The sequence below is a fragment of the Bacillus sp. T17B1 genome (assembly GCF_026796395.1).
Classification (GTDB): Bacteria; Bacillota; Bacilli; order Bacillales; family Bacillaceae; genus Bacillus; species Bacillus spizizenii_A.
The window spans coordinates 168,379-192,883 of sequence record NZ_JALAYA010000031.1 but is presented as its reverse complement, the minus strand read 5'-3'; the positions used below and the strand labels follow the sequence as shown (position 1 = coordinate 192,883).

Sequence of the window (24,505 nt, the reverse complement as noted above, 5' to 3'; positions counted from 1 at the left end):
AGAAATGAGGTGAAACATGGTAACCTTAAATAAAGTTGACATTGAGTCTGAAGAGTATAAGCAAATGCTGAATGACTATTCAACTTATACTTCTACATTTGCTTCCGGCTTTATCTCAAATATGTTTTCCAATGGCATTGTTACAGAAATTGAAACCGAACAATTAAAGAATTATTTTTCTAACCCCGATAAATTTCAAAAAGAAATTGAAGATCTTGCTGAGTATTTTTACATTTCGACTGCAGAGATTCACCAATTGTTTGAATTGATTGAAGCCCTCCCTACCCTCAACTATAAAATTGACTCCTTTAATAAAGTTAAGTCTTCAGATAAGCACATTTCTCTTTTGAATAAATCCTTACATAAGGTCAAACATAAAAGACTTACTAGGGATCTGTTAAAACAGGTAGCTACAGCTGGCACTCTTGTTGGTATATGGCTTGGGGATGCTAAGAGCCCCTATCCGTTTATTTTTGATGAGATTAAATATGTATTCCCCTCCTTTAGAAGAAATGGAGACTGGGTATGTGTAGTTGACATGGAGATGTTCACTAAGTATAAAGATGATCACAGAAATGAATTGTTAAAAAGCCTCTCCCCTTATATTAAACAGAGCGATTATGAAAACTTCATTAAAGATCGAGAGAAATATCGATATAAGGAACTGCCACAAGAAAGAACTTTTCCACTACGCACAGGAACTCTAAAAAGAAATCAAGGATTGGGAACATCTTGGGTTACCCCAGGCCTATATGATGTTCTTCATAAAAAGAAGCTTAAGGATGTTGAAAGATCCATCGCAAATAAAATCATTAACGCTGTTGCAGTTCTAACGATTGGAACAGATAAAGGTAATGGCGAATACACAAACATGAAGCTGCCTAAAGCAGTTAAACAAAAAATTCATGGTGGCGTTAAAACAGCTTTGGAAAAAAACCAAAAAGATGGAGTAACTGTAGTATCAATCCCTGACTTTGCTGATATCAATTTTCCAGATGTTAAAGCAGATGGATTGGATGGAGCAAAATTTGATCATATCAACAGCGACATTCAATCTGCTTACGGATTATCCGGCTCCCTTTTAAATGGTGATGGAGGTAACTATGCAACTTCGTCATTAAACTTGGATACATTTTATAAGCGTATTGGCGTTTTAATGGAGGATATTGAACAAGAGGTTTATCAAAAGTTATTCAACCTTGTTTTGCCTGCTGCCCAAAAAGACAATTACTATATGAATTACGATAAAGACAAGCCGCTCACTCTTAAAGAAAAAATGGACATCTTAATTAAATTAAACGATAAAGGTTGGTCTATTAAGCACGTAGTTGATAATTTAGCAGGAGTGTCTTGGGAAAGTTACCTTGAACAAACTCTATATGAAACTGAAGAGCTGAAACTCCAAGAAAAAATTAGACCTTATCAAACTTCATATACCTTCACTGGGAATGAAGCAGGTCGCCCAAATGAAGGAAATAAAAACAACGACAACACAGTGAAGTCAGCTACATCCAACGGTAATGACAATCCTATTTAAAACTTCACTTTTGAAGGGAGGTGAAATTATTTGACAAAGAAGCAAAAGAAAAAACTATGCCAACTTCAATTGAATGAGATTAAAACATCAGATGACCCAACAAAGTTGTCATGTAGCTTTGTCATTTTTGATTTCGATGTCTCTCACAATAACGCAGTAATTTCTAAGGATGTTGCTCTTGAAGCTGCTTCAACAATTATTAATAAACCGATTGTTGCAAAATATTACGAGGTTGATGAATTAAATACTTCTACAGATGCATTGGGAACTCATGAAGCTTATCTAGACACAGACAAGCACGGAGAACTTGAAGTAAAAAGAGATACTGCCCCAATCGGTGTCTTTACATCCGAGGGATACATAACTGAAATTGAAACCCCAGATGGTAAAAAAGAAGTATTGGCAGCAGATGCAATACTTTGGAGCTCTCGATTTAAAGATGCATGTGAACTTTTACTTGAATGGTATGGTAGAGGCATCAACATTAATACAAGTTGTGAAATCCTTTATTCAAATTACACTGTGCAAGATGGCATTGAACACCTACAGTCCCCCATCTATTTCGAAGGTCATGCAATTTTAAATTCAGAGAAACGTGGAGAGCATGACATTGTCCTCCCCGCCTATGATTCTTCCAAACTTCTAAGCTTTAATGAACTCCAACGATTTGAAAGATTAGTGGCTCAAGCAGCTACAAGACAAAATAATGAGGAAGGTGAAAAAATGAATAAGTTTAGAAAAGTGTTTGAATTGTCTCACTCTGACGTTCGGACACTTCTATATAGCCAATTAGATCCAACCCTTGATAAAGAATCAGATTCATTTATTGCAGATGTATATGATACGTATTTCATCGTAAACGTGTATAGCTGGTCAGATGAAAATAGCTATGACAAATACTTTAAGTTCAATTACACAAGAACAGGAGATATTGTTTCAATTGATTTTGACAGTAAAACCGAGGTATTCATGACGCGTAACTGGGAGGAAGTTGTTCCAGAACCTATTCAAATTCAACTTAACCAGAAAGATGAACAGATTAAAGATTTAACGAAACAAGTAAATCAAATCTATAAGAATAAGGCAGATATTGAACAGCAATTCAACACTGCCAGTGAAAAGCTTGTGCAATTAAATTCTGAAGTGGAACAATTGAAGCCTTATAAAGAAAAACACGAGAAAACTTTATTAGAGCAAAAACTAAGTGAGAAAAATGAATTCTATAAAGCGAAATTTGAAGCTTTAAATGCTGAGGAAAAATTCAGTACAGAAGAAGTACAAAACCTTATCCATGCTTCCATTAAACAAGGTGAAGAAGGAGAAAAAGCTGTATTACAACTTAACACAATGTTAGTTGATTTAGTTAGTGTTCCTGCTGAAACTAATACAACCATTAGAGAATTTTCTAGCAAACGGGAAAATTTAATCCCTAATGATGACTCTTTTGAATCACGCTTTTCACAATAAATTTTAAAATCGGAGGAATAAAATATGGCTACAAGATTACAAAAAGCCCTTACTGAAGTAGGGAATCATACTACTGGAAACTTGAATTCTTTAAAAATTAAAACAGTTGCTCACGGTGCAAAAGTAACTGGATCAGATATTGACAACTTTATGCTTGTTGAACTTGGATTTGATGCTGAGGGAAACCGTACAGCTTCGAAGTTATCAGATAAAACAAAAAAATCATATTTAATTGCATCTCCTGAAGCACGCTATCTTGGTGAATCAATGAGAGATTTTTATAACGGTGTAGGAGAGCATGCTCGAATTGTTATCCTTGAGCCAGCTTATACCCGTTTTGATGTTTCTGCATTTTCATTTAATACAGGAGTGACTGAGGTTAAACAAGGTCAAGTAGCTCACTTTGATATTGCTACTCAAAAGTATATTCTTAGTGATCCTGCTTCTCCTCATGAGGATTATACTGATTCTTCTGCTAAGTTCCTCGTTGTAAATAATGAAGATGACCTTGTTTACACAATGGGACAAAAACTTGTTCGCCTTGAAGTAATCGAGGCCTAATACATAACAAATAAATTTCAATAAAAGGAGTATTTTAAATGAAATTAGATACTGTGAAAATCAAAGGCTTGTTTAGCCGTGTATTAAATAACAAAATGGACGGTACAGACCAAGCTGATATCCAAACTTACATTAAGAAAGTGTTTGGTGATGGCGGTACTACACCTGACCCTTCCATGCTCCATCAATTTAATAACCTTGTCGTTGAACAAGCTGATGAAATTGCGAAACCAAAAGTAACACAGCTCCTCTCCCTTCTGGCCAATGTCCAACAAGAAAAACGAGGTAATATTAAAGAAATTAAAATTCCAAAAAAGAATAAAGCAAAAGTCATTTGGTCTGCTACAGGCTCTGGTGTTGATTTAGTTCGTGTTGAAGGGCAAGAAACAGTTCCTGCTGTTCCGAAAACTATGTCAACAGGTTTCTATTATGAACCCCTAGATCTGGTAACAGATTCAATTGTTTACTTCAATAAATTGGTGAATGATATTGCAGATGCTAAAGTCCGCTTGTACCTCGATAAAATTCATCAATTAACTGCAAGCGCAATTACAGCTGGTAAAATCCCTGCAAAAAATGTTCAAACAGGCTCAAACCTTACTCTTCAACAATACAACAAAGTAGCTTCGGTGCTTCAACGTTATGGTGGAAAACCAATCTTCGTCGCTGACACTCTTCTCATTGACTACTTTGCATTCCAACAAGGAACAGACTCTACGTTTAAGAACTTCTTAACAGAAGAAGTTAAAGGAGAACTCCTCACTGCCCTAAATCCAACTACAATCGGCAGAACAACTGCTGTTAACCTTACTAACCCATTTACAGATGATACAAATAGTAAAGTCGAACTTCCTGTCAACAAAGGTTATATGTTTGCAGGTGGAGTTTCACAGAAACCATTTTCTGTTGTTGAGTATGGTGGACTACGTCAATTGACAGAACAAGACATCGAAGATGAAAGAATCAAAATGAAAATTGTTCAAGATGCTTCTGTTAACCTTCTTTTTGGAGAAGCAATCGGAATTATTGAAGAACAAGCTGCAGTATCTATCTAAATCAAAATATAAGGATTTTTTAGGAGGATATAAAATTGACTGAAAAAATTAAGTTAGCACGATACAGAAGTACATCTTATTTTGTTGGGTATACCGGCGATGGTGGACATAAACAATACACTTGGGCTGGTAGTAAAAATGGTAAGGCTGATATTAAAGAAGTTCCAAAAGAAGTTGTTGAATGGCTCACAATGAACAGCGTTTGTTTCGATAAAGGTGAATTAGTTATTGTTGAAGATAATGAGACAACCAAAGAAATTAAAGATTCTATTGTTGAGTCGGAGGCTTATGAAAATAACATCCATACCAAAGAAGAAATTGAAAAGATGATTAAATCGGGAAATATTGCTCAACTAAAAAATAAGCTCGATAAAATCACAGTGGATTCTGAGAAGCAATTTATTATTGACGTTGCTTCAGAATTTAGCGATGACATTGCTGCAGGCAAATTAAAAGTTTTGGCTGATTGGATGGGAGTCGCTGATCCTTCCCTTCTCTTTGACTAAGAGGAGGGATTTTTATGACATCTTATGATCAAATATGGGAAACCTTTTTAAACAACTGCGAGACGTCCGATTTTGATGTTCCTCAAGAAGAAGAGGACATTTATAAATCAATTCGAAATGCAATCCTTCATTTCAATAACAGGCTCAGAGACAATTTAAGAGCTGATGATTCAACAGAAACTGTAAATAGGGAATTATCGGAGGATGATCTTCTTATTCTTGCACATTTCTTGAGATACATCTTTTTGCTAAATAAAAAGACATTGTTTGAGAATACGTGGCAGCCATTCACTAATGACGTGGGGATTAAAAACTTTGGCACACAAATCAATTCCCTTAAACAAAGTGTAATGGATCAGAAAAACGAAATTGAGCGCTTGATATTGAACGCTGCGGTGGATTATCTATGAGTACAATTAAAGTTAAATCAGCACATAAAGATGGACAAATAAAGCTTGAGGACTTAGATGTTGTTTGCAATAAACTGTGTAAGAAAAACAATTCAGTCCTCTTCAAATTGGAGAAATACCTTAATAAAAAGCTGCTAAGTGATCCTGAACTCACAGAAATCAGGGACACTATTTTAACAGTAAGTGGTGAATTAAGCAGACTTAGGGATAACTTAGTAACAGACGGTGATTCGAATGAAGGACTACAGTAATTACCATAAGGTTAACATTAATAATAAACTTCTTCATGATGGTAAGCTTATTTTCCAACAAGGCCTTAAGGGGTTTGAATCTGAAAAAGTCACAATTGATGGAATCGAAAAAACAGTAATGATAACCTCTAAGTACTCTAGTGGCGATGGTTCTGCAAGATATATATTAGGTGAAATTGCTGACATTTATCGTGGCGGAGTTGTTAAGTTTAATGATGAAACATGGCTCGTCACCTCCCACCCTCTCAGTAATAAGATTTACAAAAAGGCTGAGATAAAAATATGTGGAACATCATTTTTTCTTACTTCAGAAGACAAGCTAATCGATACTGGCAAAATTAACGAAATCACTGGTAAGCCAATTTATGAAAAAGTGCCTGGTGAAAAAACTGAAGTCCCCTGCATATTCGAAAGGACAACTTCAATAAAAGGCACTGAATTGGCGGTAAATCTTCCAGATGGGCAAGCAAACATTACAATTCCTTATCTTGTTCATAAAAAATTGAAAATTGGACTTATTCTCACCTTCTTTGGCGAAGATTATCAAGTCGATGATATAGACTATTCTAAAGTTTATGGAGACCACGGAACAATAAGATTGGTTGCCAAAAAGAAAGTTGGTGAAAAGACATGAGCATGACTGTTGAACAGATGACAAAAGTCTTCCGATTAGTTATGGATGATGTTGAACTGAATCGGCTCTTGTATTACAAAACTGATCCTCTCTCCCCTTCTCATCCAGATGTTCAATCACTCGAAAATTATTATGACTCCACAAATGACTCTCCCGCTATAATCAATACCATATTCAAGCGAGCACCTAAAACAGATGATCTATCGAATTCACCTTTATGTAGAATGTGTGTTTATTTAGGGAACGCACTGCCTAAGCCGACAAACCAAAGCTTTATGTTGTTTAATCAAGAATTGATGATCGATGTATACACACACATTAATACATTTGAGATATCTGAGTATCGAAGTTTGAAAATCATCGACAGGGTTTCAAAATTATTTTTCAATAAAAATATTGCTGGTTTTGGTGTAACAGTAGATTATAGACGGTTGCTTATTAGTAATCCTCCTGACGGATACCTGGGCTACAAGATGATCTTTACTTTTGGAGCAAGCAAATGAATGAGTTAAAGGATTTCTTTTTCTTGGGAAAACCGATCCAGACTGAAATAGGTGAGATTGATTTCATCCGCTTAAAAGATTATCCTCTCTACACCAAAGAACTAAGCATGTTGAGGATGAATAAGAAAAGTCTTATTAAAGAATATTCAAGGTTTAATGAGGATGGCTCGCTTGACCCATTTATCATTGAAATGAAAAAGAGAGATCTTTATGAAATTGTACATTCGGTACTCCCTGATTTTCACGAGGCTTATTTCAAAGTTTTTTCAAAAGTATTGATTAACAATGATTCCCTATCGTTGATTGGAAAACATAATTTTCCCCGTCTCCGAAAACTAATACTAGACATGCATTGTATCACTGAAGACAAGGTCGTTGACAATGATGAACTTCAGGAGTTCCATGATATAAGTAAATCACTCAAGCAACAAGATTCTCAAAGTGATTTAAAGGATATAGTAAGCTGTGTTGCTGCATTTAACGGATACACATATGAAGAAATATCTGAAATGACGATGTATCAACTATATTTGTCGTTCTACAGGATGGCTGAAGTAATGAATTATAACACAACCACACTTTTTGCTACTGTCTCTCCTGATGTCAAAGTAAGTGATTGGAGCAGTCACATTAATCTTTACAAGGAAGAGTCTTATCACCTGAGCACTAAAGATGCTAAAAATATCGAGCAATTATTTGGAGGCTAATTAACTTTAGTCTCTTTTTATTTTCATTTAGGAGGAAACAATTTGGCAAAACAAACAGTAATCCATGAAGTTGGAAAAATTACAGCTAAACGTCTGAGCGATAATAAGGTTATTGCTTCAGGTGTTACACAAATGACCCAGTTTTCCCAACAAGTTCAACAAGACTTTTTAAAAGGTGGATGGGGTAACCGAGACCTGTATGTTATTAATTCAAGTAAAGAAGTATCGGGTAATGTCCGAAATGCTTTCTTTGATCTTGATTTCATGGCAATGCAACAAGGTGTAAAAATTGAAAACGAAACAATTTCTGTGTGGGAAGATGAAAGCTTAACAGTTAGTGATACTAGTACGGTTACCCTTTCATATCTCCCATTGTCTAAAGTTTCATTAACTAACGAAGATGGAGATCAAATTGAAGTTGACGCTGCATCTAAAACAGTTACTGTGCCTGATACCTTTGCAACCAAGGGTGAAGTTTTAGCAATTCATTATCAAATTGAAGTTGAAGCCGAGACTGTTGAAATTAACGGTGAAAAATTCTCTGAGAATTACTACTTTGAAATTCACACAATTGAATACGATCCTAAGACTTCAAAAATCTACAGTGATCTGTATATTCAGCTCCCTAAAGTAAACTTCTCTGGTGAAGCAGACATGTCGTTTGAAGCAGGAAATGCATATACTCCGGAAATTGGCTATCGAGCCCTCGCTGATAATAACGGCAAAATCGGTAACTTTGCTCGTGTAAAACGTAAAGCTGATGGAACAAAGGGTGTTGTCACTACTGATGAAGGAACTGGTGGAACTAGTTCAACTCAAAGCTCAGATCTTGGCGGAACAACTGAATAATTAAGGAGGCGTTTATTATTGCTTTTTTAAACCAGGACGGTGATAAATACACCTCTGCAAAAGATGATGGGACAGGTAATCCCATAACAGCTGTATCACTTGAACGTTCCACTGTCCCTTTGGAGGTTGGTCTTAATAATGACCAGCCTCTTAATGTTAATGTGGCCAATACATCACTTGATGTAAATATAGCTAATACGGCTTCTGTCCCTGTTTTGGTTAAAAACACTGCAGCAATTAAAACCCAAGTTCAAAAATCCTATTCTGAATTTGTTGTTACTGATGCTGATACTGTAGCTACAGGTGCAACTAAGTCTTATACAGTTGATTTAATCGATTCACTTGGTGTTTTCAGAACTTACGGTGTTGCTATGTACACAACTCAAACTGACAGCTCAAACAGCAAAGTTTTAGCAAGTATTTATTCCGTACCGAAAAACATCCCATTTTATTCTGCAACTACATCAGGTAATGATAATTCTGTTTTATTCAACAGCATTGCTTTTGTTCAGAATTACCCTTTACAAAAACAATTAACTTTCACTGCTCCAAAAATACATCTGACAGTTAAAGCAGCCGGTACAGTTGATCTAACTGGGTTAAAAATCGTTGTTTGGGGGATGGAATAATGACATTTGATGAAGTATGTGGTCTGTTCAAACAATTTGATGGCTTGGAACAAAAATTCCTATTGCTATCAGATGGATCCTATATCAGTGTTGATGATTTCAAGCAACGGTTTGAAGGCGACTTCAATGAATACGAACCTTTAAGTTCGCTTCAGTCATCCCCTTCTTCTACCCCAGCTTGGGAAGGTATATGGAATAAGCTACAAGAGGATGGGCTTTTTGAATAAGTCCTCCCCTCTTGTTTTTCTAGATAAAAGACAGTTTTTATACAGATTAAGGAGGTGGAGTTGTTGACAGAAACGGCTGAAAATGTAGTAATCACGATTCCAGACAAAATTTCATTTACTTTTCATGACTCTGCAACAACCGCATCAGAAGGTGAAGAATTTGTAGTGGGTCATTTTCGGGAACTTACTGTTAAGATCTCTGGTTCCTCTACTTCTAGGGAATTAAAATTCTTTTCGATTGATGAAAATGGTGAAAAAACGGAGTTGGGAGCAACGAACAAAACAGACTTCCAATTAGGAACGGGTACTCTAAATACCAATGAGAATTGGGATATCGATATCGCTGGTCTGTATAAAATTATGATTGAACTGGTCTCGGTTAATGGCGGAGATGTTACAGTGAAAGGAATTGCAGTTAGCTAATGAGTAGCAGCAAATTTGTAGGACAACTTAAACAAAACAATATACAAATCAACAATCTTAAAGATTCCCTATCCCGTGCTGAAAAACACATGACTGATTATGAAAAAGAATTGTCTAATGAGATTAATTCGTTTATGGAAAGACAAAATTTCGAGCTTAAATCACACACTGAAGATATAAACAATCCTCACAAGGTCACTAAAACACAAGTCGGCCTCGATAAAGTTTTAAATGTGGAGCAAGCTTCAAAAATAGAGTTTGACTTACATGCCTCAAACATTGAAAATCCGCATAATGTCACAGCTACTCAAATTGGACTTAGTAATGTTCTAAATGAAAAGCAAGCTACAAAAATTGAATTTGATGATCACGTTAAAAATTTATCTAATCCCCATTCAGTAACAAAAGAGCAGATAGGGTTAGGGAATGTCACTAATGTTGAACAAGCATCAAAGACTGAGTTTACTACACATGTAAATGATACAAACAAGCATGTAACAACCGAAGAACGCATGAAGTGGAATGGAGCCCAATTAGCAAAGTTAACTCAAGACAACGGACAAGCCAAATACCTTATAGGCGCAGATTTTAACACTATAACGGAAAGTGGTCTCTACTATATGAGTGGAGCAACAACATCGTTGAACGCCCCCTTAAACAATAATGGATATTTAGTGGTAAACAACTATAGCACCTATCCACTTCAAGAATATGTGTCTTATAGCAGCAGCGACACAACGAACTCTGGTAGAAGAAAATTCATGAGAAACAAAGTAGCAAATACAGACACCTGGACTACTTGGCGTGAAATTGAATCAGTAGAAGGCTCTCAAGCAAAGGTTGATGTCCATGCCAATAATACAGACATCCACGTAACCAAAACTGATAAAGACAAGTGGAATGCTTCCCAATTAGTTAAATTAACAACCGACACTGGCCTGACATTCGATACTAGTAGCCCTAACGCCCTTCAAACAAGTGGTTTTTACGGAGTTAATAACTCAACTGATATGCCTGATACAAAATATTATAAGATTGTACACCTTTCTTCCTCTGAGTCTACTGCAACACAGATTGCAATTGCAAATGGAGATGGGACTGTGTACACAAGAATAAAAACATCTAATTCTTGGAGTGCTTGGACACGTTTAACTTCAGATGGAGCTGCATGGCAAAACATTACTTTGAAGAATGGTGCAAAAGCAGGAACACGAACACCTATATATGCTAAGTGGGGTTCATTGACGTTATTCCGTGGGCATGTTGTTGTACCTGTTGGCGTTATATTTGGAACAATTCCGACTACCCTTGTCCCGGCGGGAGGAGCCGTCATTAACATCTCAGTCAGTGGGACAATAGGTTATGCAAAACTTGTTATTTATGAAAATGGCGATTTGAAAATAAACGATGTGGTAGCTTCTGACTCTAATGCAGTTACTGGCTATTGGTTAGATGTTTCAATATCAATTTAAAGGAGGAGTGGTATGATTCAAGTCTATATGTATGATGAAAATTATAATTTTGTTAAACCGGTAATTATTGATGATTTTGATGAAAATGACAATTATCAAATTCCTGAAAACTGTACAACGATTCAACCGCAATCATTCTATAAGGCTAAGTTTAATCCCAAAACAAAAGAATGGTTTGAATCAGCAACTCAGGAGTATATTGATAGTCTGAAGCCACCTCCCCCTGTTCCGACAGATTTGGATAAAGTAAAGCAACATTTGGGTGACTTGACATTTCAACTCATGATGGGAGGCTTTATTTAATGAATTGGTACCAAATAATTAAGGATTATTACAATGATGGAAACGGGGTTTGGGACGAATACCGAGTTAAGCAAGCTGTTATCAAAGGAAAAATCACACCAGAAGAATACAAAGAAATAACCGGAAAAGATTACATTGAAGACGAGATGTAAATGTGATAATTTGTATTTATGAATATATTAAAAAACTTAATAATTGTATTTCTAATCTTCATAGGAGGATGTTCAACCACTTCCTACTCTTCTATTAATGGATCAGGAAAAACTGAAAATCCCCCTATTGATAACTACAATCCACTAATTATCGCTCACAGAGGAGCGTCTGGTTTAGAACCAGAACATACTGTATTATCCTACAAACGAGCAATTCAAGATAAGGCAGATTTTATAGAAATTGACCTGAGACAAACTAAAGATGGCAAGTTAGTCGCAATACATGATAAGGATGTTGAAAGAACAACTAATGGAAAAGGAAAAGTACAAGAACTGACTTTGTCACAATTGAAAAAATTCAATGCAGGTAAAGGTCAAAAAATATTAACAATTGAAGAGATTATCAAAGAATTTGGTCTCTCGACCAATTATTACATTGAAACCAGAGAAGATAATAATGGCAATTTGGTAATGGAACAGGAACTTGTCGATATACTAAACAAGTATAACTTAATCGCTAAACATAAAGTTGTCTTACAGTCTTTTAGCGAAAAGAGTTTAAAGAAGTTGCACTCAATAAATAAAGATATTCCTCTTGTTCGTCTACTTGGTGATGAAGAGGTGAAAAGCTTAACAAGCGATACTCTAAAAAGCATCAAAAAATATGCTTATGCGGTTGGCCCTAACGCTAAATTAGTTGACGAAACAGTTGTAAAAAGAGTACATGCTTCAAATCTAAAAATACATGTGTTCTTTGATGCAGAAAATGAAAGAAAGCTAACCAAGAAAATGCTTGGTTTAAAGGTTGATGGATTATTTACCAATGATCCTGCTTATACTTTAAATGAGCTAAAATAAAGTGATATTGAAGTTTTCAAGACACCCCTTCTTGCGGGTGTCTTTTGTTATGAAGAGGATACCAAAGGAGGAAATAAAATGGCATCAAAAAAGTTGAACTTGGGATTAATCGAGGAAAGCGTCAGTAAATATGACAAGAAAGAAAAAGTCCAATTAACTGATGAGGCGCATGTGTTTATTTATCCACACTTCTCCCCTTCTCGGTTAACAAAAATGTTAGCCGGATTGATTTCTGATCAAGATGAAGCAAAAGAAGCAGGAATCAAATCTTTTAAGGATATAAATCCAGTTCAATGGGCATTCTTTTCACTTATAAAAGAATTTACGGACTTGGGCATTCCAAATGACATTAAAAATAAAGTTAAGTGGTATCTTAAACTTGTAGACTCAGAGTACTTCCCTTTAATTATCAATAGCTTTCCTAAAGAGAGCTTAGAAAAGCTGGGTAAAGCCACTATAATGCTGCAACAAAATATAGATGAGCTATCAAAAAAATCTCAGGAAGAAGCAAATAATCTTATCCTGCAGAAGGTCGAAGAAATCGAAAGCAGCGCTGACTTAAAATAATGGCAAAAAACATAAAAGAAATTAAACTCATGATTGAGAAAGCTGCTATTCAGTCTATACATAAATCTTCCTCTAACATTAAGCAAGTCATGACGAAAACAGGTCAAGATCATGTTGAAGAAGATGTTTATAGCGCCTATAACCCCCTACTCTATGAACGCACAGGAAACCTGAAAGGTGCTTTTATAACCACCAACGAAAGTAACGGGGTATCATTGGATAATATTAGAGAAGATGACGAGAAAGATGTTGCTACAGTCATTGAGACCGGACGGGGTTATACCTACCCTGATTCATATAGATATGGCTACGGTAAACCTCGTCCTTTTATGAAGTATACTGCCGAGACTCTAAAAGATGGACGATTAACAGAGGCATTAAAAAGAGATTTAAAAGCAGATGGAATTAAAACAGACTAATGGTGGTGAATTAATGACCAAATCAATTGAAAAGAATATGCTCAGATCTCGAGCAACAAAACTTCCTGAGGTCACGGAATCAATGTGGGAGCAAGTAGATGAGGAGCACAGAAACTTAGTTCAAGAGTTTTTAGATGCTCATTCATTTAGAGAAAAAACACGAAAACAGTATTATTCCTCCCTTCGCCAATTTTTTTGGTGGGTACATACTTCTCTAAACGGGAAAAAACTTTATAAAATCTCAAAGCGTGATTTTATTAGGTATCAAAGTTTCTTAAAAAATCGTGGAATGTCTTCCAGTGGGATTGCATTAAAAAAAGCTGGTGTTTCATCATTAAATAACTATATTGAAAATGTTGTTGCAGAAGATGATGAGAATTATGAGAAATTCAGAAACTTCACCCGTGGACTCCCAGCTATTCCAAAAACCACAACATATGAAAAAGTAAAGGTTACATATGATGATTACAAGCTAATGATGGACACCTTAAAAGAGGACGAAAATTATTTAGGAATGGCCTGGCTTGCCACAGCTTTTAATGTTGGTGGGCGAAGAGCAGAACTCATACAGCTAAAAACAGAAATATTAGATTACCCTATCCCCGAAGGTCAGTCATATGTGATGAGTCATAAGGTATTCGGAAAAGGTAAAGGTGAAGGAAAGCCTCTTGAGTACATGATTAACACAGAAGCATTGGAGTACCTTCGATTGTGGCATAAAAAACGCGGGTATGATCATGAATATCTCTTCACTACTCAGTATGGTGGAGAGCCTAAACAGATGTCAGAGTCTTGGGCTGATTATTTTTGCTCGGACGTTTTATCAGACATTCTTGGCCGGCGTATAAACCCCCACCTCTTTAAAGCTTCGTGCATCACTTATCTCCTGGAAGTTAAGAAAATCAAAATTGAATTGATAAGCAAATATGTAGCTCATCATGAAGATGTCTCAACAACAATCAAGCACTATGATTTACGGGATTTTGAAGAAGAAAAGAATCAAATATTTGTATAGTTAAAATCCCTCTTTTATGCAGAATCAAGGTTCCTCATATGAGGGATTTTGCTTATGTATGAAAATAATCTTATGTTCTCTAATAGAGAACAAATTTTGTATAAACAAATAAATATTGCTCCTTTTAAGATTACTTGTTATTATTTAAATGTAAATACAACAACCATAAAAGGAAGTGTATAAAATGTATGGTCAGCGATTGCGCCAATTACGAAAAGCTCATAAGTATACTATGGAGGATATAGGCCGAAAATTAGGAATCGCAAAGTCTAGTTATGGAGGATATGAGGCAGAAAGTAAAAAACCGCCATTAGATAAACTGACGCAGCTTGCGGAGATTTACGATGTTTCCGTTGACTATATTATAGGTGTAACTGACGATCCTGACCCGAAAAAAGAGCGCAAAAACATTTCTGAATTCTTAGAAAAGGATAATCTTCATTGGAACGGGCATCCTCTCTCCCCTGATGAACTTGAACCGATCAAGCAAATATTTAAACTGCTTGTTAGAAACAAATAAATTATTCACCTCCCCTTCCCCCCTATGTGGGATAAGTGTTATGATTCACAAATATGACTTCGGTGGTGGTTTTATGGTTTGGGCAGTTATTTTGCTTTGAGGATTAGGAAGATTATTTAAACAGGTTATAGATGGAATAAATGGGATTGTAGTACTGCAAAAGATTCTATTGAGTGTTATCTAAGATCTCCTGAACAGTCTTAAAATTTATTGAAGTGAACATAAATAAGACTATGTATAATACCTAATTGCCATTATAAAACTGATTTTTAGCTATTATACAATGTAAAGAAAACAGCAAATCAATTTATTGAAGGCGATCTTTTCATATTATATGGGCACGAAAAAAACATAAATGAGAAAGAGGAATACATTAAGCATTCCTCTTTACTTAGTTAAAAAATTATACTGTCTAATTCGCTATGGGCCTTTTACTCTTGAATAATCGTATGACAAAGGTGAACACCGAAGAACAAATCAAGCTGACCAACAACAAATTAAAAATCGAAATAGCTTGTAATCCATCAGTGTTTAATTGGAACCCGAAAAACAAAGCGAAAAACAGAAAAGAAAATGTGAAGGATTTAGAAAGAAAAAACTGCTTCAAAAAATATCACCTCCTTTGTTTATTTTACGCTTGTTTTCTTATAAACTGTTCCTTTTTTATTACCTGTTAAATAAACTTTGATATATTGATCTTGGACTACCAAGCCATAACCATTAATTTCGAGACCAAAGTGGAAATTTCCTCTTCCGTAAACCTCAGCGTAATTAGATCCTTTTTTATACGTGCTCTTTTGCCAGTTGGAAACTTGCCAGATGGATAAGAAGCCTTTTGTATACCAGGCATCATTCAACTTCGGTTTAACATCAGAACCATTGTATTGAAAATAACCTTTTGCCTTGACAGTGAAAAGCTTCATATTTAAAAAGTTTTTAGCCGTATAGCTATGTGTGTATGTTTTGGTGTTTTTATATTTTGCCGCTGCGATTTCTACATTAGATGAGGTTTGTGGTGTGTCTTCTTCGGTGGTTGACTCAATAAAGTAAACTGGAGTATTTGTGAAAGTAACGGAGATGTTTTCGTTAAGTTTGTGTGTGGCGAATTGACCTATATCAATGTTTGATTGGATGTAATTTTCAATATCAAGTTCCTTTTTTGTATTATCAACGTTCGGTAATATTGTTTTGCTATTCGACTCAACATAATATTTGGTTAAAGCCTTATTGTTGAATACATTTTTAGAATTGAACTGATTAACAGCATTTTCTAATTGATCTTCATCTTTAGGGTTAGAGAATTTTAGTGTTGCTAAAAGCAAGTCTTGATATTCTTTAATTGAATTGATTTCATTCTTTTCGCTTGCACTTGCTGCTTTACTTCCAGTTGCAAATGTGAAGGATGACAAAATTAACACGAAACCCAAAATAGAAAAAAGTGTCTTTTTAAACTTTCTCATAGTAACAGCTCCTTTTATTGATTGCTAATAGAGCCTTCTATGTTGATTGAACCTGTTGCAGGCATTTTTATAATATGTCCCTCCTTTCAATTAGAACCATAACATATAATCTGAGACCAAATCCATATATTAAAGTAATTTTAAGGTATTAGCATTTACTCATAAACGAATAACAGACAAAAGCGCAATAGGACAATTACCCTGATATGCGTGAAGAGAAAATATTGATATGGACATATTAGAGAGCCAATAGATCACTCAACTACCAATAGTAGGTAAAATGATACTCTATCCATCTCACTTCTGTTCTAAACATTTGGAAACCATGGTATAATGCAGGAAAATGGTTCCGGTGGTGGTTTAATGATTTGGGCAATTGTTGTTTTGTTAATAATAGCTGCTTTCTTTATAATAGGGGATTTTGGGGCAGATAAACAAAAGGAAAAAGAGAAACAAAATTTAGAGAAAATAATTTCCGCAGGAAATTACCCAAAGGACTGTAAGTCATATCTAACCCCAGATAAAAATAAAAAACTGACTTTGGTTGAATCCGAAAATAAGTTTGTTATTCATCATTTCAATGAAATTTTGGCGATTGAAGAAAAATCTATCCCATTTAGCAAGATAATCGAAGCTGAGATAGCCGTTGACGATCAATCCATAACAAGAGTTTCTAGAGGTAGTCAAATGGCAGGAGCCGTTATCGGAGGACTTGCTGCAGGAGGTATTGGGGCTCTTGTTGGAGGATTATCTTCAGACAGAACTGAGTCCAAATATTTTAGAAAGATTGATCTTAAGTTAAAACTTGATGATTTTTCTAACCCCATCACTAAAATAGAGTTCTTACCAAGTAAAACTGATACTGGCTTAGAAAACACTAAAGGATTTAAACAAGATGATCAAAAAGTTAAGGAAGCTTTATCTAATGTTGAAATTTGGCAAGGGATTATGGAAATAGCAATACGCAAAGGAAGTAAAGTCGCTCAATAGCTGAGTGGCTTTTTTTATTTTCCCCCTCCTCTACTGAAAGGAAGTGATTCTTACTTGAGTCAAAACCTCAAAATCATATTAACCCCACAAGCTGATACCTCATCAAAAACTGTCGAACAGTTAAATCAGCAAATCAAATCTTTAGAAAAGAAGCTTAACTCCCTCAAACTCAACACAAATATTGATTCTACAACCTTAAAAGCTCTGCAAGAATTCTCTTCTGCTGTAGATGCGTATCAAAAAAATCTAAAATCCTATAATCAAACAGTAAAAGAAACGTCCACTGTAATTAAGAATGCTGATGGATCAGTTGAAAAACTCACCCAGCAATACAAGAAAAACGGTGAGATTCTTCAACGTGAAACGAAAATAATTAATAATCGCAATGCTGCTCTAAGGCAAGAAACTCAAGAAGTTAACAAACTCGTTCAAGCTACTGAAAAATTAGGTCAAGTACAAAAAAAGACCGAACAAAAGAACCTACAAGGCCAAACCACGAAGGTTGTACAGAAAAACCGTGATGGTTTTGAAGACATTGTTTATACGACTGATCCTAAAACTAATGCAACTTCTTCAAGAACTACAACTAACTACGATCAACAACGGAAAGCAATTGAACAACTAAATCAAAGCCTTGAAAAGTTGAGAGCAAAAGGACTAATGTCCTCCCAAGTGCTCACTCGTCTCTCGACTTCAATTAATGGTGCACAAACAGCAGCTCAAATTGATCAAATTGCTAATCGTATTAAGCGGCTTGATGATTCATCTACTGCTAAAGCAAAAACAAAAGAACTTGAGCATCAAGTTCAATTATATCAACGTCAAGCGCAAATAAATGTTCAAAACCTCAATGCTCGTTACGGCAGTTCACTTAGTACAGCTAACTCCACTGCTCTACAGAATTACCTCAACTCAGTTAACCAACTTACTGCAAGAACACCTAATTTAAGAACACAAATGCAGAATCTGAATATGCAATTCAGAGAGGTATCTGCAAATGCATCGTCTGCTTCTTCTAATGTGTCAGGGTTTGGAGAACAATTAGCGCAATCATTCAGTCGAATGCCCGCATATTTTTTAAGTGGGACAATGTTCTATTCTGGCGTTCAAGCATTAAAGTCAATGGTGGAACAAGTTATTCAAATCGATACATTAATGACAGACATTAGACGTGTAATGGATTTACCTGATTACAAGTTTAATGAACTTCTTCAATCCTCAATTGATCTCGGTGATCAACTGTCAAATAAAATTTCAGATATTCTTGAAATCACTGGCGCATTTGGGAGAATGGGTTATAGTGAATCTGAACTTGGCGATGTAACTAAAACCGCTCAGATATTACAGAACATCTCGGATTTAAATCCTACCGATACTGTTAATACCTTAACAGCTGCAATGCTTAACTTTAATGTAGCTGCCGGCGATTCAATCTCAATTGCTGATAAACTTAATGAAGTTGATAACAACTATGCTGTTAGCACATTAGACCTTGCAAACAGTATTAGAAAAGCTGGCTCCACTGCTTCAACTTTTGGTGTTGAATTAAACGACTTAATTGGGTATACAACAGCAATTGCTAGTACTACTCGTGAATCTGGGAATATTGTTGGTAACTCATTAAAGACGATTTTTGCTCGTATTGGTAATAACCAGAGTTCAATCAAAGCATTAGAACAGATCGGTATCTCAGTTAAAACAGCTGGTGGTGAAGCTAAGTCTTCAAGTGAATTAATTGAGGAACTTGCTGGGAAATGGGATACATTGAGCGATGCCCAGAAACAAAACACATCCATAGGCGTTGCAGGCATTTACCAATTGTCACGTTTTAACGCGATGATGAATAATTTCTCCATTGCCCAAAGTGCAGCAAATACAGCCGCTAATTCCATCGGTAGCTCATGGAAAGAACAACAAAAATATGCCGATAGTTTGCAAGCAAGAATTAATCGTTTATCTAATGCTTTTACAGAGATGTCAGTTGCATCTGGTGAAGCACTGATATCTGATAGTATCGTAGTATTTGCTGAAGCATTGAAAAGTCTGATGCAATTAAGTGCCCAAGTAACCAAGTCCGTTGGATTACTGCCGCAAGTATTTGGAGCAGCGACAGCTGCAGTTATATTATTTAACTCTTCACTTCGTGCAAGTGCTTTAACTTCAGGCACTGCAATGGGTGCGGCTCTAAAAAATCTTATCCTGAATTTTAATACTTTTACGGTTGGAGTGACAGCAGCTTCAGCCAAAACAGCAATTTGGAGTAAAATCACGACTGCTTTTTCAACTTCACTTACGAACTTAAAAAAGGCAGCAATGACTACAGGGGCTTTCTTAGCTGGTAGCTTCCTTCCTATGGCAGCAATGATGGCTTTTGGTGTTGTTATTGAGAAGCTAATATCCTCATATTCCAAATTAAAACAAGCACGAGAAGATTTTGAACAAGCCAAAATAACAAGTATTGAGGCAATTACAACTAATAAAGACACAACTGATCAATTAATTGCTCAATATAAAGAGCTTCAAAAAGCAAAAGAATTAGGTACTTTAAGTTCTGAAAAAGAACAGGAATATCTTCAGGTCACGCAACAATTAGCTCAAACGTTTCCTAATTTAGTTGCTGGTTACGACTCACAAGGGCAAGCAATAATTAAAAATAATGACGCTCTACAAGATGCCATCAAATATACACAAGAACTAGCCGACCTTAATAAGAAAGATATTCAAACAGGCGCTAAAGACACTTTTTCGGATAGTTTGAAAGAAATCAAAAGTCTTCAGGGTGAAATTGATCAATATAAAAAGATGGCTGATGCATACTCAAAAGGTAAAGATTTTTGGTCATACTTTGAAAATCCTTTTGCAGATGACAGTTCAATTAAAAATAAAGGAATTAAAGCTGAAGAAAAAGCTGTGAGCACTTTACAGAAACTAGCTAGCTCACAGTCAAAAATCCGTGAGCAAGTGCTTCAAACTGTTGATGCTTTCAATTCAGTAAAGATTAACCCAAACCTCTCTAAACAAATTAATGATGTATTTAATAAAATTGATTTTAGCAAGATGGATCCTACAGAACTTGAGTCATTTTCCATTAATGTAGCAAAATACATGGATGATATACAAAAAGCTCTACAATCAGGAAACAAAGATAACTTCTCAAGAGCTTCACAAGGGCTTGAACAGCTTATAAATCAAGCTATGAGCGGCAAAGACAAAAATAATGGGCTTGTGCTTTCTTATGGAGATTTAAAGGATGCTATTGACTCAACAAACAATTCAGCGGAATCAGCTAAAGTAACATGGGATGAAAATGGAGAAGGCGTAGATGCTTTAGGGGAAGCTGTTGGCACTCTATCTGACAAACTTAAAGATGCCAAAGGTGACTTTGAAGCAATTAGCTCCATTATTAGTGAACTTGTTGATTCTAAGCAAAATGATTTAGCAATTTCCGCAATGCAAAACGATGCATATGATGCTATGGCAGATAACATCTCCCCTTTAAATGAGCTACTAGAGAAAATGGCAAAAGGTAAGAGCTTATCAGCGACAGAAGCTATGAAACTCATACAGAAGGAAAACGATCTTGCAGACGCTATTTCAATTGAAAATGGCGTTGTGAAAATAAACAGAGATGCAGTTGTTAAGCTCCGTGACACAAAGCTAAAAGCGTACAATGACATGCAACAGTCTGTTAAGCAAGATCTAATAAATCAAGCTAATGCTTTAAACAAGAAGATTAATATGTATAAATCTGAAGTTAAAGCGATCAAGACAGTTCAAGATGCTTATAATATGAAGTCAGATCTTGAAACACAAAAGCAAAAAATACTTGATGAGATGAAAAAAGGTAATGGTGGAGCAATTCAATACCTTCCTAAAACTCAAGAAGATTTAAATCAAGTTACTGATATTACAGATCAACTTAAAGAACTTGATAAATTAGCTAATTTAGCCTCTTCTTCCCTATCAGAGACTGGTACATCAATGGAAGACATGTCTTCATCTGCAGAAAAAGCTTCTGAAGAAATAAAAACTTCAATGTATGTTGCTGATAAATACAAGGAAGCATTAGAAAAAGTTAATACTGAAATTGATAAGTACAACAAACAGGTCAATGATTATCCGAAGTATTCTCAAAAGTATAGAGACGCTATTAAAAAAGAGATAAAAGCTCTACAACAAAAGAAAAAGCTTATGCAGGAACAAGCCAAACTGCTTAAAGATCAAATTAAATCCGGTAACGTTACTCAATATGGTATTGTAACCTCTACAACTTCTTCTGGCGGAACCCCCTCCTCAACTGGTGGATCATATTCAGGCAAGTATTCAAGCTACATAAATTCAGCAGCTAGTAAATACAATGTTGACCCTGCCCTCATTGCAGCTGTAATTCAGCAAGAATCAGGGTTTAATGCTAAAGCACGATCTGGTGTAGGTGCCATGGGATTAATGCAACTGATGCCAGCAACAGCAAAAAGCTTGGGAGTAAATAACGCTTACGATCCTTATCAAAATGTTATGGGTGGAACAAAGTACCTCGCCCAACAACTTGAAAAGTTTGGCGGTAATGTTGAAAAAGCATTGGCTGCATATAATGCTGGGCCTGGTAACGTAATTAAATATGGTGGTATCCCTCCTTTTAAAGAAACACAAAATTACGTCAAGAAGATCATGGCCAACTACAGCAAATCCCTCTCCTCTGCCACTTCTTCAATCGCCAGCTATTATACAAATAATAGCGCTTTTAGGGTAAGCTCCAAATATGGACAACAGGAATCCGGTCTCCGCTCCTCTCCACACAAAGGAACTGATTTTGCTGCAAAAGCAGGTACAGCAATTAAATCTCTTCAAAGTGGTAAAGTCCAAATTGCTGGCTACAGTAAAACTGCAGGTAACTGGGTTGTTATTAAACAAGATGATGGAACAGTTGCCAAGTACATGCACATGCTTAACACTCCTTCTGTAAAAGCAGGTCAATCAGTTAAAGCCGGTCAAACTATTGGTAAAGTTGGTAGTACAGGGAACTCGACTGGGAACCACCTTCATTTACAGATCGAACAAAATGGAAAAACAATCGATCCTGAAAAGTACATGCAAGGTATTGGAACTTCTATTTCAGATGCGTCACAAGCTGAGGCAGAACGGCAACAAGGGATAGCTCAGGCTAAATCTGATCTTCTCTCCCTCCAAGGTGATATCAGTTCAGTCAATGATCAGATTCAAGAACTTCAGTATGAACTAGTTCAATCTAAACTCGATGAGTTTGATAAAAGAATTGGGGATTTTGATGTTCGGATTGCTAAAGATGAATCAATGGCTAACCGATACACTTCTGACAGCAAGGAATTCCGCAAATACACCTCTGATCAGAAAAAAGCTGTTGCAGAACAAGCTAAAATACAACAACAAAAAGTTAATTGGATTCAAAAAGAAATAAAAACAAATAAAGCATTGAACTCGGCTCAACGTGCACAGCTTCAAGAAGAGCTAAAACAAGCCAAGTTAGATTTAATTTCTGTTCAAGACCAGGTTCGTGAGCTACAGAAACAACTTGTTCAATCTAAAGTTGATGAGACACTCAAGTCAATTGAAAAGTCATCTTCTAAAACCCAAGGGAAAATTAAAGATGTCGATAACAAAATTTCAATGACTGAAGAAGATGAAGACAAGGTTAAATACTATAGCAACCAAATAAAGCTCATCCAACAGCAACAAAAGGAAGCGAGGAAATACATTAAGCAGCTTGAAGAACAAAAGAAAGCTGCGAAAGGTTTCCCTGACATCCAGGAACAGATCACTGAAGAAATTGAAAACTGGAAAGATAAACAGAAAGATTTCAATCTTGAGCTTTATAACACCAAGAAGTCGATCAAGGATATCTATAAATCATTGGCTGATGAAGTTGTATCCATCTACAAAGAGATGTACGAAAAGATGCGGGATATTGAGTTAGAAGCCCATCAGAAAGCAACCCAAGATAAGATTGATGAGATCGACAAAGAAGACGAAGAAGCTAAGTATCAGAAGGAATTGAAGGAGAAAAACCAAGCAATACAAGAAACAAAAGATAAGATCAATAAGCTTTCCATGGACGACTCCTCTGAGGCAAAATCTCAAGTCAAAGACCTAGAAAAACAGCTTCAAGAACAACAGGAAGCTTTGGATGAGTATATTAAAGATCGTAGCAACACAAAACGAAAAGAAGCCCTACAGGATCAGCTTGAAAAAGATGAAGAGTCAATCAACAACAAGTACGATGACCTGGTAAATGATGAACGAGCATTTAAAAAGCTTGAAGATAAGCTTATGGATGGTAAAATCACTGACATCGCTAAGCAGCTTAATGAATTCACCAAGTTCATAAACGAGAATATGAATTCGATTGGGAAAAGTATCTCCAATAACTTGATTGATAAGCTTAAGGACGCTGCCAGTGCATTAAATACCGTCACAACTGGAAATACAACAGGTAAAAAGGTGTCATCATTTGCTTCTGGTGGCTATACAGGCACAGGACTTGGAACAGGGAAGCTTGCATTCTTACATGACAAGGAACTTATCTTAAATAAGACTGATACTGAAAACATGCTGGAAGCTGTAAAGCAAGTTCGTCAAACGTCTACTGATAGTTCAACAAAGACTGCCTCTAAATGGGGTCAACCTGGTAAAATTTCAGATGTTTTAAGTAAGAGTATAGCTCTTGTCACCCCAGCAATGAACGCTGCAGTTACTAGCCAAACAAATCTAACTAAAGGCTTAATTCCAGCTCTTAAGAACTTATCAACACCTACTGTATCTCCTGCTACACCTCAAGGAAATACATCAAACAATCAGAACTCAATCACAATTAATGTAACAGAAGCTAGCAATGCTAAAGAAACTGCAAGCTTAGTGTACAAACAATTAGCAAATGGGCTTAAAAATAATGGACTAAATTTCAACATCACATGAGTCGGCTAAGATTGCCGGCTCTATTTATATTGGGGGTGAAAA

The 24,505-nt window shown here is 35.9% G+C and carries 25 protein-coding genes; 24 read left to right on the top strand and 1 reads right to left on the bottom strand.

Annotated elements, in window-relative coordinates; genetic code table 11:
• Window positions 1–16: 16 nt before the first annotated feature.
• The 22 genes from MOF34_RS15660 to MOF34_RS15555 all read left to right on the top strand — a co-directional run bounded on the left by MOF34_RS15660 (window position 17) and on the right by MOF34_RS15555 (window position 15,065).
• Window positions 17–1,537, top strand: a complete 1,521-nt coding sequence (locus MOF34_RS15660; RefSeq protein WP_268400767.1) for a hypothetical protein — start codon at window positions 17–19, stop codon at window positions 1,535–1,537.
• A 30-nt stretch (window positions 1,538–1,567) separates the two neighbouring features.
• The gene (locus MOF34_RS15655; protein ID WP_268400766.1) at window positions 1,568–3,004 is read left to right on the top strand and encodes a hypothetical protein; all 1,437 of its coding nucleotides are present in this window, start codon (window positions 1,568–1,570) and stop codon (window positions 3,002–3,004) included.
• A gap of 24 nt (window positions 3,005–3,028) precedes the next feature.
• Complete coding sequence (locus MOF34_RS15650) at window positions 3,029–3,565, top strand: hypothetical protein (RefSeq protein ID WP_268400765.1); 537 nt, start codon at window positions 3,029–3,031, stop codon at window positions 3,563–3,565.
• A gap of 38 nt (window positions 3,566–3,603) precedes the next feature.
• Window positions 3,604–4,620, top strand: coding sequence for a hypothetical protein (locus MOF34_RS15645; protein WP_041337005.1), 1,017 nt, complete (start codon window positions 3,604–3,606; stop codon window positions 4,618–4,620).
• A gap of 35 nt (window positions 4,621–4,655) precedes the next feature.
• Window positions 4,656–5,126, top strand: a complete 471-nt coding sequence (locus MOF34_RS15640; RefSeq protein ID WP_019712890.1) for a hypothetical protein — start codon at window positions 4,656–4,658, stop codon at window positions 5,124–5,126.
• 14 nt (window positions 5,127–5,140) lie between these two features.
• Window positions 5,141–5,536 carry a hypothetical protein gene (locus tag MOF34_RS15635; protein ID WP_268400762.1) on the top strand — a complete coding sequence of 132 codons (396 nt, stop codon included), beginning with the start codon at window positions 5,141–5,143 and terminating at the stop codon, window positions 5,534–5,536.
• Window positions 5,533–5,787: a hypothetical protein gene (locus tag MOF34_RS15630; protein WP_144460154.1), complete on the top strand. Its 255-nt coding sequence runs from the start codon at window positions 5,533–5,535 to the stop codon at window positions 5,785–5,787. The genes MOF34_RS15635 and MOF34_RS15630 overlap by 4 nt, the downstream gene beginning before the upstream one ends.
• Window positions 5,771–6,421 (top strand): hypothetical protein, encoded by a 651-nt coding sequence (locus MOF34_RS15625; protein WP_268400761.1) that lies wholly within the window; start codon window positions 5,771–5,773, stop codon window positions 6,419–6,421. The genes MOF34_RS15630 and MOF34_RS15625 overlap by 17 nt, the downstream gene beginning before the upstream one ends.
• A complete protein-coding gene (locus MOF34_RS15620) occupies window positions 6,418–6,924 on the top strand; it encodes a hypothetical protein (protein ID WP_268400760.1) in 507 nt (168 codons plus the stop codon). The genes MOF34_RS15625 and MOF34_RS15620 overlap by 4 nt, the downstream gene beginning before the upstream one ends.
• Window positions 6,921–7,631: a hypothetical protein gene (locus MOF34_RS15615; RefSeq protein ID WP_160243857.1), complete on the top strand. Its 711-nt coding sequence runs from the start codon at window positions 6,921–6,923 to the stop codon at window positions 7,629–7,631. The genes MOF34_RS15620 and MOF34_RS15615 overlap by 4 nt, the downstream gene beginning before the upstream one ends.
• A gap of 42 nt (window positions 7,632–7,673) precedes the next feature.
• The gene (locus tag MOF34_RS15610) at window positions 7,674–8,480 is read left to right on the top strand and encodes a hypothetical protein (protein ID WP_213417658.1); all 807 of its coding nucleotides are present in this window, start codon (window positions 7,674–7,676) and stop codon (window positions 8,478–8,480) included.
• A gap of 17 nt (window positions 8,481–8,497) precedes the next feature.
• A complete protein-coding gene (locus MOF34_RS15605) occupies window positions 8,498–9,109 on the top strand; it encodes a hypothetical protein (RefSeq protein WP_268400816.1) in 612 nt (203 codons plus the stop codon).
• Window positions 9,109–9,336 carry a hypothetical protein gene (locus MOF34_RS15600; RefSeq protein ID WP_009967521.1) on the top strand — a complete coding sequence of 76 codons (228 nt, stop codon included), beginning with the start codon at window positions 9,109–9,111 and terminating at the stop codon, window positions 9,334–9,336. The genes MOF34_RS15605 and MOF34_RS15600 overlap by 1 nt, the downstream gene beginning before the upstream one ends.
• Before the next feature lie 63 nt (window positions 9,337–9,399).
• On the top strand, window positions 9,400–9,759 hold the full coding sequence (locus MOF34_RS15595; RefSeq protein WP_268400759.1) for a hypothetical protein: 360 nt from the start codon (window positions 9,400–9,402) through the stop codon (window positions 9,757–9,759).
• On the top strand, window positions 9,759–11,231 hold the full coding sequence (locus MOF34_RS15590; protein WP_268400758.1) for a pyocin knob domain-containing protein: 1,473 nt from the start codon (window positions 9,759–9,761) through the stop codon (window positions 11,229–11,231). Before MOF34_RS15595 ends, MOF34_RS15590 begins: the two co-directional genes overlap by 1 nt.
• 12 nt (window positions 11,232–11,243) lie before the next feature.
• Window positions 11,244–11,534, top strand: coding sequence for a hypothetical protein (locus MOF34_RS15585; protein WP_268385065.1), 291 nt, complete (start codon window positions 11,244–11,246; stop codon window positions 11,532–11,534).
• Window positions 11,534–11,686 carry an XkdX family protein gene (locus MOF34_RS15580; RefSeq protein WP_268289475.1) on the top strand — a complete coding sequence of 51 codons (153 nt, stop codon included), beginning with the start codon at window positions 11,534–11,536 and terminating at the stop codon, window positions 11,684–11,686. Before MOF34_RS15585 ends, MOF34_RS15580 begins: the two co-directional genes overlap by 1 nt.
• Before the next feature lie 18 nt (window positions 11,687–11,704).
• Complete coding sequence (locus tag MOF34_RS15575; protein ID WP_268385060.1) at window positions 11,705–12,544, top strand: glycerophosphodiester phosphodiesterase family protein; 840 nt, start codon at window positions 11,705–11,707, stop codon at window positions 12,542–12,544.
• A gap of 78 nt (window positions 12,545–12,622) precedes the next feature.
• On the top strand, window positions 12,623–13,111 hold the full coding sequence (locus tag MOF34_RS15570) for a hypothetical protein (RefSeq protein WP_268385059.1): 489 nt from the start codon (window positions 12,623–12,625) through the stop codon (window positions 13,109–13,111).
• Window positions 13,111–13,530, top strand: a complete 420-nt coding sequence (locus tag MOF34_RS15565; protein ID WP_268385057.1) for a hypothetical protein — start codon at window positions 13,111–13,113, stop codon at window positions 13,528–13,530. The genes MOF34_RS15570 and MOF34_RS15565 overlap by 1 nt, the downstream gene beginning before the upstream one ends.
• 13 nt (window positions 13,531–13,543) lie before the next feature.
• Window positions 13,544–14,545 (top strand): site-specific integrase, encoded by a 1,002-nt coding sequence (locus MOF34_RS15560; RefSeq protein WP_268400815.1) that lies wholly within the window; start codon window positions 13,544–13,546, stop codon window positions 14,543–14,545.
• 184 nt (window positions 14,546–14,729) lie between these two features.
• Window positions 14,730–15,065, top strand: a complete 336-nt coding sequence (locus tag MOF34_RS15555) for a helix-turn-helix domain-containing protein (RefSeq protein WP_268400757.1) — start codon at window positions 14,730–14,732, stop codon at window positions 15,063–15,065.
• Window positions 15,066–15,691: 626 nt separating this feature from the next.
• Here MOF34_RS15555 and MOF34_RS15550 read toward each other — a convergent pair.
• Window positions 15,692–16,525, bottom strand: coding sequence for a hypothetical protein (locus MOF34_RS15550; RefSeq protein ID WP_268400756.1), 834 nt, complete (start codon window positions 16,523–16,525; stop codon window positions 15,692–15,694).
• Between the two features lie 363 nt (window positions 16,526–16,888).
• On the opposite strand from MOF34_RS15550, the gene MOF34_RS15545 reads away from it, so the two are divergent.
• Together MOF34_RS15545 and MOF34_RS15540 are read left to right on the top strand one after the other, a co-directional pair.
• Window positions 16,889–17,515: a hypothetical protein gene (locus MOF34_RS15545; RefSeq protein ID WP_268400755.1), complete on the top strand. Its 627-nt coding sequence runs from the start codon at window positions 16,889–16,891 to the stop codon at window positions 17,513–17,515.
• A 54-nt stretch (window positions 17,516–17,569) separates the two neighbouring features.
• Window positions 17,570–24,463 (top strand): phage tail tape measure protein, encoded by a 6,894-nt coding sequence (locus tag MOF34_RS15540; RefSeq protein WP_268400754.1) that lies wholly within the window; start codon window positions 17,570–17,572, stop codon window positions 24,461–24,463.
• Window positions 24,464–24,505 lie beyond the last annotated feature (42 nt).